Source organism: Brevibacillus brevis, from assembly GCF_001039275.2.
Taxonomy (GTDB): Bacteria; Bacillota; Bacilli; order Brevibacillales; family Brevibacillaceae; genus Brevibacillus; species Brevibacillus brevis_C.
Window position 1 is genome coordinate 3773893 of record NZ_CP030117.1, and the last position, 15451, is coordinate 3789343.

General features: G+C 46.7%; 18 protein-coding genes. All 18 read right to left on the reverse strand.

Annotated features, from left to right (window positions below):
* Positions 1 to 12: 12 nt before the first annotated feature.
* The 18 genes from rseP to AB432_RS17950 all read right to left on the reverse strand — a co-directional run bounded on the left by rseP (position 13) and on the right by AB432_RS17950 (position 15440).
* Positions 13 to 1278: an RIP metalloprotease RseP gene (gene rseP, locus AB432_RS17865; protein WP_048033428.1), complete on the reverse strand. Its 1266-nt coding sequence runs from the start codon at positions 1276 to 1278 to the stop codon at positions 13 to 15.
* Positions 1279 to 1321: 43 nt separating this feature from the next.
* Complete coding sequence (locus AB432_RS17870; protein ID WP_048035871.1) at positions 1322 to 2470, reverse strand: 1-deoxy-D-xylulose-5-phosphate reductoisomerase; 1149 nt, start codon at positions 2468 to 2470, stop codon at positions 1322 to 1324.
* 40 nt (positions 2471 to 2510) lie between these two features.
* Positions 2511 to 3296 (reverse strand): phosphatidate cytidylyltransferase, encoded by a 786-nt coding sequence (locus tag AB432_RS17875; RefSeq protein ID WP_048033429.1) that lies wholly within the window; start codon positions 3294 to 3296, stop codon positions 2511 to 2513.
* 17 nt (positions 3297 to 3313) lie between these two features.
* Entirely contained in the window at positions 3314 to 4084 is a 771-nt protein-coding gene (locus tag AB432_RS17880; RefSeq protein WP_048033430.1) for an undecaprenyl pyrophosphate synthase, read from the reverse strand.
* A gap of 66 nt (positions 4085 to 4150) precedes the next feature.
* Positions 4151 to 4708 carry a ribosome recycling factor gene (gene frr, locus AB432_RS17885; RefSeq protein ID WP_048033431.1) on the reverse strand — a complete coding sequence of 186 codons (558 nt, stop codon included), beginning with the start codon at positions 4706 to 4708 and terminating at the stop codon, positions 4151 to 4153.
* A 2-nt stretch (positions 4709 to 4710) separates the two neighbouring features.
* A complete protein-coding gene (gene pyrH, locus AB432_RS17890) occupies positions 4711 to 5433 on the reverse strand; it encodes a UMP kinase (protein ID WP_007719254.1) in 723 nt (240 codons plus the stop codon).
* Between the two features lie 159 nt (positions 5434 to 5592).
* A complete protein-coding gene (tsf, locus tag AB432_RS17895) occupies positions 5593 to 6480 on the reverse strand; it encodes a translation elongation factor Ts (protein WP_048033432.1) in 888 nt (295 codons plus the stop codon).
* A 137-nt stretch (positions 6481 to 6617) separates the two neighbouring features.
* Complete coding sequence (gene rpsB, locus AB432_RS17900; RefSeq protein WP_015891726.1) at positions 6618 to 7328, reverse strand: 30S ribosomal protein S2; 711 nt, start codon at positions 7326 to 7328, stop codon at positions 6618 to 6620.
* A 247-nt stretch (positions 7329 to 7575) separates the two neighbouring features.
* Complete coding sequence (locus AB432_RS17905; protein ID WP_048033433.1) at positions 7576 to 8268, reverse strand: DNA polymerase III subunit gamma/tau; 693 nt, start codon at positions 8266 to 8268, stop codon at positions 7576 to 7578.
* A complete protein-coding gene (locus AB432_RS17910; RefSeq protein WP_048033434.1) occupies positions 8243 to 8758 on the reverse strand; it encodes a DUF6115 domain-containing protein in 516 nt (171 codons plus the stop codon). The genes AB432_RS17905 and AB432_RS17910 overlap by 26 nt, the downstream gene beginning before the upstream one ends.
* A gap of 33 nt (positions 8759 to 8791) precedes the next feature.
* Positions 8792 to 9130 (reverse strand): hypothetical protein, encoded by a 339-nt coding sequence (locus tag AB432_RS17915; protein WP_048033435.1) that lies wholly within the window; start codon positions 9128 to 9130, stop codon positions 8792 to 8794.
* A 46-nt stretch (positions 9131 to 9176) separates the two neighbouring features.
* Complete coding sequence (locus AB432_RS17920) at positions 9177 to 10595, reverse strand: flagellar assembly protein A (RefSeq protein WP_082195956.1); 1419 nt, start codon at positions 10593 to 10595, stop codon at positions 9177 to 9179.
* Positions 10596 to 10626: 31 nt separating this feature from the next.
* Positions 10627 to 11415, reverse strand: coding sequence for a FliA/WhiG family RNA polymerase sigma factor (locus tag AB432_RS17925; RefSeq protein WP_047067879.1), 789 nt, complete (start codon positions 11413 to 11415; stop codon positions 10627 to 10629).
* Positions 11416 to 11431: 16 nt separating this feature from the next.
* Positions 11432 to 11815: a hypothetical protein gene (locus AB432_RS17930; protein ID WP_048033436.1), complete on the reverse strand. Its 384-nt coding sequence runs from the start codon at positions 11813 to 11815 to the stop codon at positions 11432 to 11434.
* 3 nt (positions 11816 to 11818) lie between these two features.
* Positions 11819 to 12304, reverse strand: coding sequence for a chemotaxis protein CheD (locus AB432_RS17935; protein ID WP_007719270.1), 486 nt, complete (start codon positions 12302 to 12304; stop codon positions 11819 to 11821).
* On the reverse strand, positions 12291 to 12917 hold the full coding sequence (locus AB432_RS17940; protein ID WP_048033437.1) for a chemotaxis protein CheC: 627 nt from the start codon (positions 12915 to 12917) through the stop codon (positions 12291 to 12293). The genes AB432_RS17935 and AB432_RS17940 overlap by 14 nt, the downstream gene beginning before the upstream one ends.
* 5 nt (positions 12918 to 12922) lie before the next feature.
* The gene (locus AB432_RS17945) at positions 12923 to 13399 is read right to left on the reverse strand and encodes a chemotaxis protein CheW (RefSeq protein WP_048033438.1); all 477 of its coding nucleotides are present in this window, start codon (positions 13397 to 13399) and stop codon (positions 12923 to 12925) included.
* A gap of 16 nt (positions 13400 to 13415) precedes the next feature.
* Complete coding sequence (locus AB432_RS17950; protein ID WP_048033439.1) at positions 13416 to 15440, reverse strand: chemotaxis protein CheA; 2025 nt, start codon at positions 15438 to 15440, stop codon at positions 13416 to 13418.
* Between the last annotated feature and the right edge of the window lie 11 nt (positions 15441 to 15451).

A 15451-nucleotide genomic window follows, 5' to 3' on the forward strand; every position in this document is an offset into this window, starting at 1 on the left:
GTTAGTACGTGATTAGGAGAACAATCGTTGCAGATCATTCCACGTCACTACCAAAATCAGCAACATCAAAAAGGCAAAGCCCAAGAAATGAACCATTCCTTCTTTATGCGGGTCAACAGGTCGACCACGCAGCGCCTCTACTCCCAAGAATGCGAGACGTCCGCCGTCCAAAGCTGGCAACGGCAACAGATTGAACAATCCAAGGTTAATGCTCAATACAGCAGCCCATTTCAACAGAATCGCCATGCCTTGTTGCGCAACCTCTCCAGTCATCTTGAAAATACCGACTGGACCACTCAAGTCCTTCAATCCGTATTCCCCAGTTACGAGCATTCCCAAGCTTTTCAGGATCATCACCGTAAAATCGTAAGTGTTGGTAGCACCGGATTTCAGAACTTCCCCTGGGGCAAACGTGGTTGCATTGGTTACCATAATTTTGCCCACGTTGTTTTCGTCTTTTCCTACTTTAACTGGCACAGTCATACGCTGTCCATTGCGCTCGTACTCAAAGGTTAACTGTTGGTCCGGCGCTTTGCTAATCTTCTCGACAACGTCTTTCCACGAGGATACAGGCTGACCCTGAATCGCGATCACCTTATCACCTGGCAATAATCCGGCTTGAGCAGCAGGTCCTCCCGGGATCACATTTCCCAGATAGCTACCATTCGGTACGCCGTACAAGAAGCCGATCACGATAAACAAAACAAACGCCAGCAAAAAGTTGGCTGCAGGTCCTGCAAAAATCGCCCAAAAACGTTGTGAAACTGTCTTGCCTTTGAACTGTCTGTTCAGAGGGGCAATCTGTACTTCTTCTCCATCCTTGACCAGCTGAGCCTGTGGATGTACAGCAAATGTCTTCTGCTCTCCATCCACTTCAAGCACGATATTTAAATTTTGCTCCAGATCAAATTGTACGACTGTACCGGTGATCGCACGAGCGGAACCAGAACTTGGCCCATCGAGCAAAATATGTGTGACCTTTCCTAACGCATCCCGCTCCACGCTTACTTCCATGTGCGGTTTCAACATATCCATCTCCGGGTCTTCCCCCGCCATGCGAACGAGACCGCCGATGGGTAACAGGCGTAAGGTGTATTCCGTTTCTCCCCGCTTCACGCGAAAAATTTTTGGCCCCATTCCCAGTGCAAATTCACGACATAAGATCCCTGCCTTCTTGGCCAGAAGGAAGTGTCCTAGTTCGTGCACAAAGACAAGTACCCCAAATACAACTACAATCGCGAGAATTGATTCAACGGAATCCAGGTTGGGCAAAGGCAAGTGAACAGCCACCTTTCTGTCAAGTATCTAACACTCATATTCCTTAGTTGGAGACGAGCGCATAAGAGCGTGCCCACTCATCAGCTGCAAAAATATCTGCAAGCTCTGGACTCGCTACACCGGGGTGAGCTTCGCATGTTTTTCGGACGATCTTTTCAATGTCCAAAAAACGGATCGCTCCCTTCAAGAACCTATCAACTGCAACTTCATTGGCTGCATTCAGTACCGCAGTATGCGTACCTCCTGCCATGCCGCACTCATACGCTAATTTTAACAGTGGATAACGCTCATAATCCATGGCTGCAAAATGAAGCGTGGCGATCTTGACCAAATCGAGTGGTTCGGTAGGCAGTTCTTTTCTGATAGGATAGCTCATGGCGTACTGAATCGGAACCTTCATATCCGGCGTACCGAGTTGGGCCATAACCGCTCTGTCTTTGTATTCTACCATAGAGTGTATGATACTTTCATAATGCAATACGCATTCGATTTGCTTATAAGGTAAATCGAACAGCCAATGAGCCTCGATCACTTCAAAACCTTTGTTCATCATTGTAGCAGAATCGATCGTAATCTTTGCACCCATGCTCCAATTCGGATGAGCCAATGCCTGCTCTACTGTCACTTGCTGTAAATCCTCACGAGAGAGGTGACGGAAGGAACCGCCTGAAGCGGTCAAAATGACCCGCGCCACATCTTCCTTGCGCTCACCTTGCAGACATTGGTAGACAGCTGAATGCTCGCTGTCTACCGGAATAATCGATACGCCTTTTTCTTTCGCTCGTTTCATAACAACAGGGCCAGCGCTCACCAGTGTCTCTTTGTTGGCCAGTCCAATTGTTTTTCCCGCCTCAATCGCAGCGAGTGTAGGTGCGACCCCTACACTGCCGACAACAGCGGTCATAACGAAATTGGCAGCTTCATGACGGGCAACCAGTTCCAATCCTTCTGCCCCGTAAACGATTTCTGGTTGCGACTTACCCGCCAATCTATCTCGCAGTTCAACGGCAGCCTTCTCATTTCCCACAGAAACGAGCTCGGGCTTGAATTTTTCCACCTGGCGTGTCAATAGATCGACGTTTGTTCCAGCAGCCATAGCCACCACCGAAAAATCCTCAGGATGCTGATCTACGACTTCAAGCGTGCTCGTTCCAACTGACCCCGTTGAACCTAAGAGCGCTATTTTTTTCACGGATTTCACCCTCTATATCTCTTTCTATATGCAAAAGGTTTTAGACAATACCTAATAGATGTAGAACCGGAAAGACGAGCAAAAAACTATCAAAGCGATCCAAAACGCCTCCGTGACCCGGAATGAGCTGTCCTGAATCTTTTACATGGAAATGTCTCTTGAATGCCGACTCAACCAAATCACCCAATTGCCCGACGATCCCCACAACAAGTGCGATGGTCAATGCCTGATCAATCGCAAAATGTCCAAAGCTTGCATTGATGGAAAGAACAATCAAAACAGAAGCGACGAGACCTCCTAAGGCCCCTTCCACCGTCTTGTTTGGACTTATTTCCGGCCACAGCTTACGCTTACCTATTGCTTTTCCGACAAAATAGGCGCCCGAATCTGTCGACCAGATTCCCATAATGACCATGACCGTCAGCATGAATCCTTCAGGTAGGTTTCGGGTAGCGGCCATATAAGTAAAACCGTAGCCTATGTATAACGCCCCCACCAACGTAAGGGCGACGTGTTCAATGTGAAACTGATTTTTCCGCAAAACGGAGTAAATCAACAAGAGCAGGATGACGGGCAGCATCAGATCCGGCATGCTGATACTGAGCCAATCCGAAAATAATAGAGACGGCCACAAAATGCTTAACATCAATACATATCCGAGCAATCCTGCCAAATAAAATGACTGAATGCCAGCCATTCTCATAAATTCATAATAGCCAATGACAGCCAGTAAAAACACCAATAGTGAGTACCAAACTCCACCAGCATACATCAATAATAGAAAAGCAGCCCCACCTATCAGGCCTGTTATTATACGTTGCTTCAACTGATTCCACCTCTCGGCTATACCGCCCCGTAGCGACGAGCTCGGCCTTGGTATTCCACGATTGCCTGATAAAAATGTTCACGGGTAAAATCAGGCCATAGCACGTCCGTAAACCATAATTCTGTATATGCTAATTGCCATAGCATAAAGTTACTCAAGCGAATCTCTCCACTTGTGCGAATCAAGAGGTCTGGATCGGGAATTTCGCTTGTATACAGGTAGCTCGATATCAATTCTTCAGTCAGTTGTTCTGGTTGAAGCTCACCTGCTTTTACTTGTGCTGCCATTACTGAAAATGCTTTCGCAAGCTCATCTCGCCCGCCGTAATTCAGGGCAAAATTCAATTGAAGACCGCTATTGTCCTTCGTTTTCTCTTCTGCTTCCAGCAGTGCTTTCAGCGTATGAGAAGGCAGCTCGTTTTTACTGCCCAGCATGCGTATGCGGACACCACGTTCTATTAATTCATCCAATTCTGTCGACAAAAATTCCTGCGGAAGTTTCATGAGAAAATCCACTTCATCGCGTGGTCGCTTCCAGTTTTCGGTAGAGAACGCGTACATCGTCATATAGCGCACGCCGATCTCGTCTGCAGCCTTGACGACTTCTTTTACTGCTTTCATTCCTGCACGGTGCCCGGCAACCCGGGGTAAACTGCGCTTATTGGCCCAACGACCGTTACCATCCATAATAATCGCCACATGCTCCGGAATCTTACCGGAACGATCCAACTCGGCTGGCTCCGATTGCTTTTCTTTGCGGCCCCATTTGCGCGCCAGATGTTCTAACATAAAGTGTTCCCCCGTAATGAGAGATATAGACGTACATCCCCCTCAAACGAGGGGGATTACCATTACCTATACTTCCAAAATGTCTTTCTCTTTGTCCTTAACGATCTTATCAACTTCGGCGATGAATTTATCCGTCGTTTTTTGTATAGTTTCTTGATGACGACGGGAATCGTCCTCAGAAATGGTAGCAGCTTTTTCAAGCTTTTTGATTTCATCGTTTGCATCACGACGGATGTTACGGATCGCTACCTTTGCTTCTTCTCCACCTTTTCCTGCCAGCTTCACGAGGTCTTTACGACGCTCTTCTGTGAGTGGAGGTATGATCAGGCGGATAATCACGCCATCGTTGGATGGAGAAATGCCCAAATCCGATTGTTGCAGCGCACGGTCAATTTCTTTAAGCGCTGTTTTATCCCAAGGCTGGATAGTCAGCATACGCGGCTCTGGTACGCTGATGTTTGCCAATTGGCTAATCGGCGTTGGAGTGCCGTAGTAGTCTACTGTAACACGATCCAGCATCGCTGGGTTCGCACGACCTGCACGCAGGCTGGACAGATCTCTTTTCAAAGCATTGATCGCTTTATTCATGCGATCTTCCATGTCTTTTAGCACAGTTTGAGGCATAATTATTCCCCTTTCACTAGAGTACCGATTTTGTCGCCCATTACTGCCCGACGAATATTGCCTTCTTCAGAAATGTTAAAGACGATCAACGGAATACTGTTATCCATGCACAAGCTGGACGCTGTTGAATCCATGACACCTAAACCTTTATTCAGTACTTCCAGGAATGTCAACTGGTCGTACTTCTTGGCGTTCGGATCAAGGCTTGGGTCTGCAGAGTACACACCGTCTACCTTGTTTTTCGCCATCAGGATTACTTCAGCTTCAATCTCCGCTGCACGCAGAGCAGCAGTCGTATCCGTTGAAAAGTATGGGTTACCAGTACCGGCAGCGAAGATAACCACGCGCATTTTTTCCAAATGACGAATGGCACGACGGCGTATGTATGGTTCTGCTACCTGTCTCATCTCAATCGAGGTTTGAACACGAGTCGGGACGTTCACTTTTTCTAACCCATCCTGCAAGGCGAGTGAGTTCATAATTGTGGCCAGCATCCCCATGTAATCGGCTGTTGCCCGATCCATTCCTTTAGAGCTGCCGGAAAGTCCGCGCCAGATGTTACCTCCTCCGACGACTACCGCGACTTGTACACCCAATTCTACGATTTCCTTGATCTGGTTAGCGACGGAGAAAATAACCTTTGGGTCAATACCATACCCTAAGTCCCCCGCCAAAGCTTCCCCACTCAACTTTAACACAACCCGTTTATAGGCAGGAAGTGGCATGTGAAACGGCCTCCATTCATGAATCATTCTCTGTGCCCAGTCTTCATTCCTTCTAATTGGGAACAGGTACACATTGCTCTTTACATGCAGAGAGTTTCACACAAAGTGAAACTCTCGCTTTGAAAATAGGGAACACGAAGGTGTTCCCTATAACCTTTATTATTGCTTATTAACTTGAGCCATTACTTCAGCTGCGAAGTCTTCTTGTTTTTTCTCGATACCTTCGCCTACTTGGAAGCGAGCGAATTCTTTCAAGGTAGCGCCTGCTTCTTTCAACAGAACAGCTACTTTCTTGTCAGTATCTTTTACGAATGGTTGCTCAACCAGTACGTATTCTTCGAAGAATTTGGAGAGGCGGCCTTCTACCATTTTCTCAACGATGTTAGCAGGTTTGCCTTCAGCCAGCGCTTGGTTTTTCAGAACTTCACGCTCGCGCTCGATCTCATCAGCGGAAACTTCATCACGGTTAGCAAAACGAGGGTTAGACGCTGCTGCGTGCATGCCCAGGTCGCGAGCCAGTGTTTCGTCTTGTGTACCTTCCAAAGTAACCAGAACGCCGATGCGGCCACCCATGTGCAGGTAAGCACCGAAAACGCCGTTGTCTGTTTTCTCGGAGAGTGCAAAACGACGGAAGGAGATGTTTTCTCCGATAGTCGCGATTTTCTCGTTGATTACATGAGCCAAAGTCTCGCCAGCACCTTTGAAAGGTTGCTCCAGAGCTTCTTCAACAGATGCAGGACGTTGGGATACAACGTGCTCAGCGATGTCTTTCACAAGTGTTTGGAACTCAGGGTTTTTACCAACGAAGTCAGTTTCGCAGTTTACTTCTACAACTGCTGCTACGTTTCCAGCAACCGCTGTCGCAGTCAAACCTTCAGCTGCAATACGTCCGGATTTTTTCGCCGCTTTCGCTACACCGCGCTCACGGAGCAAGTCAATTGCTTTTTCCATGTCGCCTGCTGTTTCTTCCAGCGCGCGTTTGCAATCCATCATACCTGCGCCTGTACGCTCGCGCAGTTCTTTAACCGCTTGTGCACTAATTGCCATTGAGTGAAACCTCCTCGAAAAGTTACGATCCTATTATAATCGAAAAGCAAGTCGCCTGTTAACCTCGGCGACGCTATTCAGCAAAAAAGGATGGACGGGGGTTCTGACACCCTCAGTCCACCCTTTAACACACATGCTTACGCAGTTGTTGTTGCTTGTTGCTCTGTACCTTGATTTCCTTCCAGGAGAGCGTCTGCCATTTTAGCAGTGAGCAATTTCACAGCGCGAATTGCGTCATCGTTACCTGGGATCACATAATCGATTTCATCTGGATCGCAGTTAGTATCTACGATCGCTACGATTGGGATACCCAATTTACGAGCTTCTGCTACAGCGATGCGCTCTTTACGAGGATCGATGACAAACAGAGCGTCAGGCAGTTTATCCATGTGAGCGATACCGCCCAAGAATTTTTCCAGACGATCCATTTCTTTGCGCAGAACGATAACTTCTTTCTTAGGCAATACTGCGAAAGTACCATCGTTTTCCATACGTTTCAGCTCAGCCAAGCGAGCAGTACGTTTTTTGATGGTTGTGAAGTTTGTCAGAGTACCACCCAACCAACGTTGGTTGATGAAGTAGTGACCTGTGCGTTCTGCTTCTTCTTTAACGGATTCTTGTGCCTGCTTCTTCGTACCAACGAAGAGGATTTTTCCGCCATCTTGAGCGAGTTCACGCACGAAGTTGTACGCTTCCTCTACTTTTTTAACGGTTTTTTGCAGGTCGATAATGTAGATTCCGTTACGTTCGGTGAAGATATAGCGAGCCATTTTCGGGTTCCAACGACGAGTTTGGTGACCGAAGTGTACACCAGCCTCGAGCAATTGTTTCATCGAAATTACTGCCATATTTCACACCTCCTTCAAAAATGGTTTTTGTGATGCCTACCTCCGCCTCACCGCATGTTCCAAGCAATTCTGCCATTGGCAGCACCGTTGCTGGAATTGGTGGACGTGCGATTTCAACACCGTAAATGAATATATCATATGGGAGTTTCAATTGCAACAAACGAATTCCATTTATTTCGTAAAAAAAAGTTTTGACCCTTCTTGCCTGACGACAAATGGACACATTTGGTTACATTGAAAAAACCGCCTATTTTTTAGGCGGAGTTGTTATCAACTTGACGATATCTGCTTCCTTAGCGGCGGTCGACACTTCATAGGTACCGACACGAATACGATTTAGCTTGTCGCTCGCACGTAGCTGTGCCACAAATTGATTGTCGGCAGGAAGGATTCCTTCCTTAACTAGAATCTGCGCTACATCCTCTGCAGTTGCTTTGTAAGGAACGGTGAAAGATACCTTCTTTTCTGCTACTGGTGCTTCCACTGTCGGAGCTGTAGGTGGCAGCGCATTGGGTGACGTTGGTGTCTGCGTATTCGGTGCGGTTGGAGTAGGGTGACCGTCCTTACTCGGATTGGTTGGCGGAATCGCCTTTTGCTCTGATGAAGCTGCAGGCGTCGTAGGCTGTACAGTTGGCGTCTGCGGTTGCTTTGTCACAGGCGCCACTGTTTGACCTACCTTTGGCGTAACTGGCGCCTTAGGCACTCCAGGAGCTGGCTGTACCTTCACTTTTTTTTCTTCCTGCCACTGTTTGTATTCTTCTGCTGTAAGCACGACCATTTCCAGCTCTTGTGCAGCTACTTTCATTTGATCGACAGTCATGGCTGGGGCTTGCGTAGCCTGCTTAGGCGCTAACATTCCGATTATGGAGGTAGCCACAATCAGTCCTGCTCCAAATCCAAATAAGAGCTCTTGTTTACGCATCGGCAAGACCTCGCTCATGCCTGTCAGCCAAGGAAAAGATCAAATCGATTTCTCCTCTGCCGGCACCGAGTCGTTTTGCAATCTCATCCCGAGACAACCCTTCTTTACTCAGCTCAAAGGCACGGCGATAACGTTCTCGTAGTGCCAGCATATCCACCTCTTGATCTTGAGGTGCTGGTTCTATCCGATTCGTTTCCTTTGGAGCTTCCTGCTTATGAGTTTCACTCTTTTGCCATTGTTCTTCCATATTGTCTAATCGCTTACGCAAACTAGCGATATCCTCGAGAAGATCCGCTCTCATTTCCTGCCATTCTGCAGCAAGAAGATTGGTTTCTTGCTTTACCTGTTTTTGAAGACGCTGCACGCTTTTTTCGAGCTCGTCCTTGTCCGTCGTGCGTTGTGTCGGTATTGAGGAAAAGGAGTCAACAGGCTGCTTCTTTTTAATGACAAAAGCAAGAAGCATGCTGATCATTCCTGCTCCAATCAGGATGGGATACACTACGTCCATGTTGTCCACCTTTATTTCTGGCTTGATCTTCGTTTATAAAGAAATATCTATAATACGCCCACGCAATGGATCTCTCATGAGATCAGCATTCGTAGATACACCTTCGCTCGATTCGGACATTTGACTTCCAGCGGATTCTTTTTTGTCCTGATGTTCTTGCTGTCCTTGCTTTTTTTCTCGTTCGCGTATCTGGTTCTTTTGTGACTGCTCAAGATCGCTCGGGCGCTGGCGCATATGTTCATCCAGGTCTCTTCGCTGATCAATCATTGATTGTTGTTCATGCATGGTTCGTTGTTGCTGATGCTCCTGAATTCGGCTGACTTCTAGCGTTCGTGGTATTGCCACCTGCAATTCAACCGCTTTCAAACTCATATGGCCCCAACTCCCTTTATCACACTAAGTATGTTAGCATCCTGGATTAGATAAGAGTTGCTGTGCTAATTTCACCGTCCAGCACAATAAATCGCGTTCTTGCATACTCGTGCTTGATAAAGTGCACCAGCTTTCCAAACGTCATTTTGATTCCTGGATACATCACATGATATGCCTCAATAGCTGCTGGTCCTTCCCCTTTCAGCTCGAGTTCAATATCATTTCTGCGTGCTTCCAATTCCTTGCTTTCTTTTTCCAGAACCAAACGAGTATTGGTTAGCTTGATTTGCATGAGACGTTTGTCTGCTGGAAGTTCTTTGCTGACTTGAAGAATCTGATTCATAACGCCTAGGCCTTGATCTGTTTTGCGTAAATTTTCATACACATTTTGTAGTTCTTTTTGAATGTTCGCTAGTTCTTGTCTTAATTCCGGTTTTACTCCTACTTCGAGTATCGTAGGAGTGGCGCTGCTGTTCCCAAATACTCGAGCCGCAATCTTTTCCCCAGCTTGCAGCACACCGCCAATGATGAAGCCTTTTGCCCCTTTGCAAATGATTTGCTTTCCAGCTCGTACGGTTGAGAACATGATGCTTTGTGAAACAATCACTTGATTGCCAGCCGTTACATTGGCGTTTTGGATAAAGGATGTCCGGACATCTTTCCCCGCAACAATGCAGCCTTTGTCCTGGGCAACTATTCCGCTTTTGATTTCAATGGAGCCTTCCGCGTACAACTCGGCCCCTTCTACACTGCCAAGTACGCGTATATCTCCTGATGACTTTACGCGAAAGCCATTCAATACGTTCCCGCGAATGACCACCGTTCCCACAAAATCAATATTGCCAACACCAAAATCAACATCCCCGTTTACTTCAAATACGGGAAACACGTTCATTTTTGCCTGTTCCGTAAAGGAGACTTGCCCGTCAATAGCGGCGTATAGCATCGTCCGCTCTTGATTGAGCACAACATTTTTCCCAGGCTTTATGTTTATTTCCTTGCCGGCTTTGGGAGCGATGGGCTCTCCGGTAACTGCTGTGCCTGGTTGTCCCTGGCTTGCTGATATTTTACGTGCCAAGAGTTGCCCTTTTGCCACATTAGGGATTGTCGTCACATTATAAAAATCAACTCGACCATCCTCTAGCTCTTTTGGACCTTCCCCTTCATTAATAGATGCCAAATAAGGGTACTCGATAGTCGCATCGGTTCCAGCCACAGGTGCAATCCCCTGAGCAACCTTTACTCTCGCATTTGCATACTTCGCAGGTAAGGTACACAAGTTTTGTACTACATCATCGAGAATTCCATACTTCACATTGCTTGCTTGTAATGCTTTGTATACATCTGTTTCCAAGACGACAATTTCTTCGATATCTTGTTCGTCCATTCGGAGGAGTACTTCGGCCTCCAATTTATCGGCTGAAATTTTTACTTCTATTTTATATTTCCCGATCCCTTCCATCATTCTACCCCTCTCAAGCTTGGGTAATGTCCCCTTACATCAATTGCGATTTCCATCTGGACAACGCAGAACGAAGTCGGAAAAGAGCTTTGGAGTGCAACTGGGATATTCTTGAAGGTGACAAGCTCATGATTTCCGCAATTTCTGATAAGGTCATTTCTTCAAAATAAAACAAGGAGACAACCAATCGTTCCTTTTCAGGCAATTTGTCGATGACCGTTACAAGAACCTCTTTTAAGCTGGATACTTCCGCCACATTATCAGGGCGAGGTGTGAGCTCGTCGATGATATACGAATGTCTTGCTGTTTTTTGTTCGTCTTCATCCCCTACTGCCTCATCGATAGAAACCATGCTGGCAAGTGAGGTTTCCAAGAAAACCTGTTGAAGCTCCTTTTTGCTTATTCCCAGATAATCAGACACTTCTTGATCGGTTGGCATTCGCAGCATTTGCTGTTCCAAGGTGGTGTATGCTTCTTCGATTTTTTTGGCCTTGTCTCGAACAGTACGAGGGATCCAGTCGTTCTCACGTAGTCCATCGATCATCGCACCACGAATCCGCCACATGGCGTACGTCTCAAATTGGAGACCCCGGGTATGATCGAATTTAGCCAAAGCGTCCAATAGCCCAAAGCGCCCATAACTAATCAAGTCATCCTTGTCCACATTTGCTGGCAGATTAATCGCCAACCGATTTGCCACCTTATCGACCAGTGGCAAAAACCGCGTGACCAAGTCAACCTCCGCCTCGCGACTTCCCTCTTGCTTCCACATGACCCATTTATCGAACTCTTTTGCTTTTTCTTGACTGGTTAGCCGTGCCACGAATAGTCACCAACCTTTACTCATCTGATAAGCGCCTAACGACCTCTGCAACGGTGGCTGGATCCTCAGTAGGATGAATCCTTTCCATCTTGTTGATTGAGAGTGGTGCAAATGTTTGATCTTCCTGTTCCAATTGTTGTCCAATTTCCAGAACGACTCCACCTTCTGCTAGAGGAGAGCTTGTCCCCTCTAGCGTGTCCGTAACCATTGGTGGAGTAGATGACTGAATGAACGTTGCGAGCAGCCAACGAATTGGAAAAGCTGCGAGGAAGAATAGGACAAATGCGATACCTGCTCTCTCCAGTGATACGAGCCAGACATTACTCGCCACAGCCGTACCCAGCGTCACAAGAAATGCGAGCATTCCTAATCCAAAATTAATCCAAATGGTTCCTAACATTTGTTATACTTCCTTCACACCTTGATTTACGGTCCTGATTTGAAGAATGCCGTTTGTGGCATCTAACTCGATTGTCCGACCGCAGTTTCCCCCTGTATCTTCTGCCACGATCTTTATATGAGCATCCTTCAATGCAAGTTTGCACGCCTCTACGTTCCGAGGCCCAATCCGCATGGTGTCATTATTCCCTAAAAACGCGAACATTTGTGCGCCACCAGCCAATTTCGCAACTGTGTGTCTGGTCTCCGCGCCAGCCTTCACCATCAACTGAATCAGATGAGGGATTGCTGTATCCGCATACTTGCCTATCGTTAGCTCCCCGCTTTTAGCCAAAGACGATTCTGGAAGCATAACATGTGCCATACCTGCAATTTTATGGATATGATCGTAGAGCACTACCCCTACGCAAGAACCTAAACCGGTAGTACGCAGCTTACTCGGCGGCTTTGCCACACCAAGATCAGCCATCCCTATCTTAATAATCTCCATCGAACGGAACCCCTAATGAACGAAATAGTATTGGGAGCGATTCAGGATCAGGAATTAAGAAAAAGTTCCCTTTTACTTGATCATTGCCTTCGAAAAAAGCGGTGTCAATCGTGAGGGCAAAGTCACCCGCTTGACCCAACGCTATTAATCCATAACTTAGAATAGCTCCAGCCATATCCACAGCGAGTGCAGGTACGGACGGCTGTAAATTTAATTGTGTAAAATCAGCTAACGATGATAGATAAGAACCTGTTAAGATGTTGCCAATCTCGTGCAGCGCTGAGATCTCCAGCTCTTCCCACTCGTACACATCTTTATTAATTCCCGTAATTTGTTCGAGCAGGTGCTTGGCAGAATCCAAATCAAGGATGAAAAACATGTTCCCTGGACAATCGCCTTCAACCCGGAGGAAGACGGTCACTACTACAGTTTCCGCTCCTCCTACACAATCTGCAACTTCGTCGAAGGGGATAATCTTTACTTGTGGAACTTTCATATCGATTTCTTTTTGTATGAGCTTGGAGAGAGCCGTGGCAGCGTGACCAGCACCGATATTCCCGATTTCCCGTAAAACGTCAAATTGGAAATCCCCAAACTTCGTAAAATCGCCCATTTTACTTACCCCTCAATTGCGTCCAACTGCTTGATTTCCTCATTGCTCAATACTTTATCGAGGTTTAAGAGGATTAACAGTCGTTTATCCAGCTTAGCGACGCCTCGCAAATAAGCAGCTTCCACTCCTCCAACAACCTCTGGAGGCGGTTCAATCGCATCAACTGGTATATCAATTACATCGTTAGCAGCATCTACAATGAGACCCACTTCCAACTCACCTACGGCCACGATAATGATTCGAGTCGCTTCGGAATAGACGCTTTCTTCAAGACTAAAGCGATTGCGCAGGTCAATAATCGGTGTCACAACGCCACGCAGATTAATAACCCCTTTGACGAAACTAGGCGTTCGAGGAACTCTTGTGATGTGCTCCAGCTTTTCAATGGATTTGACCTGATGAACCTCTACGCCATACTCTTCGTCCTTCAATCGAAAGACAATCACTTTGACTTCGCTAATGACTTCTTTTTGATCGAGCATGTGGCTGCCCCTCCTTCTACTTAATCAGTGAGTTACAATCTATGATGAGCGCGACCTGACCGTCTCCCAGGATCGTTGCACCTGAAATGGCAAATACATTAACCAGATATTTGCCCAGAGATTTTAGAACAATCTCTTGTTGACCGATGAACGAATCGACGACAAGGCCTGCCATTTTCTCACCTTTACGTACGATGACGACTGCCACTTCATCTTCCATTGTTTCCCCATTATCAGGCACTTGGAAAATGTCCTGTAGCGAAACGAGCGGAACTACACGTCCCCGGAAGTCGATCACTTTCTGGCGGTGAGCCATCATGATTTGATCTTTTTTAAATACAGCCGTCTCAATAATGGAGCTGAGTGGGACAGCGTACTTCTCATCTTTCACTTGTACCAGCATCGCGGAAATGATAGAGAGCGTAAGTGGCAATTGAATGAGGAAAGTCGTGCCTTGGCCGCGCACAGAATCTACGCTGACACTTCCACCCAACGACTCAATTTTGGACTTAACGACATCCAGTCCAACACCCCGACCCGAAATATCAGAAACAACTTCCGCTGTACTAAAGCCTGCTGCAAATAGCAACTCGTGGATTTGCTTGTCGCTCATGCTGTCTGCATTCGCAGGATTGACAATGCCTCTCTCAAGCGCTTTTTTGAGAACTTTATCCTTATTGATTCCAGCACCGTCATCTTTTACTTCAATAAATACATGGTTCCCACTGTGGAAAGCGCGGAGCTCGATTTTTCCTTCCTCTGGCTTACCCGCCTTTTTCCGATCTGCTGGAGACTCAATTCCGTGGTCAAGCGAGTTACGCAACAAGTGATTTAGTGGGTCCCCGATTTCGTCAATGACAGTACGGTCCAATTCTGTCTCCGCACCGATAATCTCCAGATTTACTTTTTTATTCAGATCTTTTTGCAGGTCGCGAATCATACGTGGGAAACGATTGAATACTTGCTCCACCGGAACCATGCGCATGGTCAGAATGATGTTTTGCAAATCGCCACTAATCCGGCTCATGTGCTCTACGGTTTCTTGCAGTTCATTCTTTCCGATCTCGCGTGCCAACTGCTCCAAACGACCACGGTCAATGACTAATTCGCTAAACAGATTCATCAGGATATCCAAGCGTTCGATATCCACACGAATTGTTTTTCCACCAGCCGTCGCCTTCTTCACAGGTGCTTGAGGAGCTTCTGCTGCTCCTTTTTCAGCTGGTGCTGGCGTCTGTTGCACTACGGGAGCAGGTGGAGCTTCACTCTTCAATTGAATCGTTTCGATTGTCACATCTTGGATTTCCGAAATGTTAAGAATCGTAGTACGTACTTTTTCAATTGATTGCTCCGTCACATAGGCGATTTCAAACGATTGTTCAAATCGCTCATTCTCGATATCTTCAACAGCCGGCTTCGTCTTGATCACTTCACCCATGGATTCCAATTGATCAAAAACCATGTAAGAGCGAGCAGCCTTGAGCAAGCAGTTTTCATTCAATGTCACTTTGATCCACAAAACGTTGTTTCCGAGTTCCTGCGATTGCTTCAGGACCATCATTGCATAATCATCCAGCTCATGATCTTCAGCAGGCGTGCTTTCCTCTTGCGGTGCTTCCACTTCCATCGTAGCTGCTGCTACTTCCTGCTCGGCTGAAAAGTCTCCAGCTACAATCGCCCGCAGCTTCTTAACAATAGTGGAAACATCTGCTGAACCGTCTCCACCTTCCGTGATATCGATGACCATGCCTTCAATCAAATCTACGCTCTGAAAAATAGCGTCCATAATATCACTGGTAATCGTTAACTTTTGATTGCGAATTAGGTCAAGTACATTTTCCGCTTCGTGAGTCAAACTCGCCATGTCTTCAAAGCCCATGGTCGCCGACATCCCCTTCAATGTATGAGCGGAACGAAAAATCTCTTTGACGTGGCCAATATTACCCGGATCACTTTCCAAGAGTAACAAGTTGGCGTTAATTGCCTGTAGGTGTTCCTTTGACTCCTCAATAAACATGTCCAAATACTGATTCATATCCATCGGTGATCCAC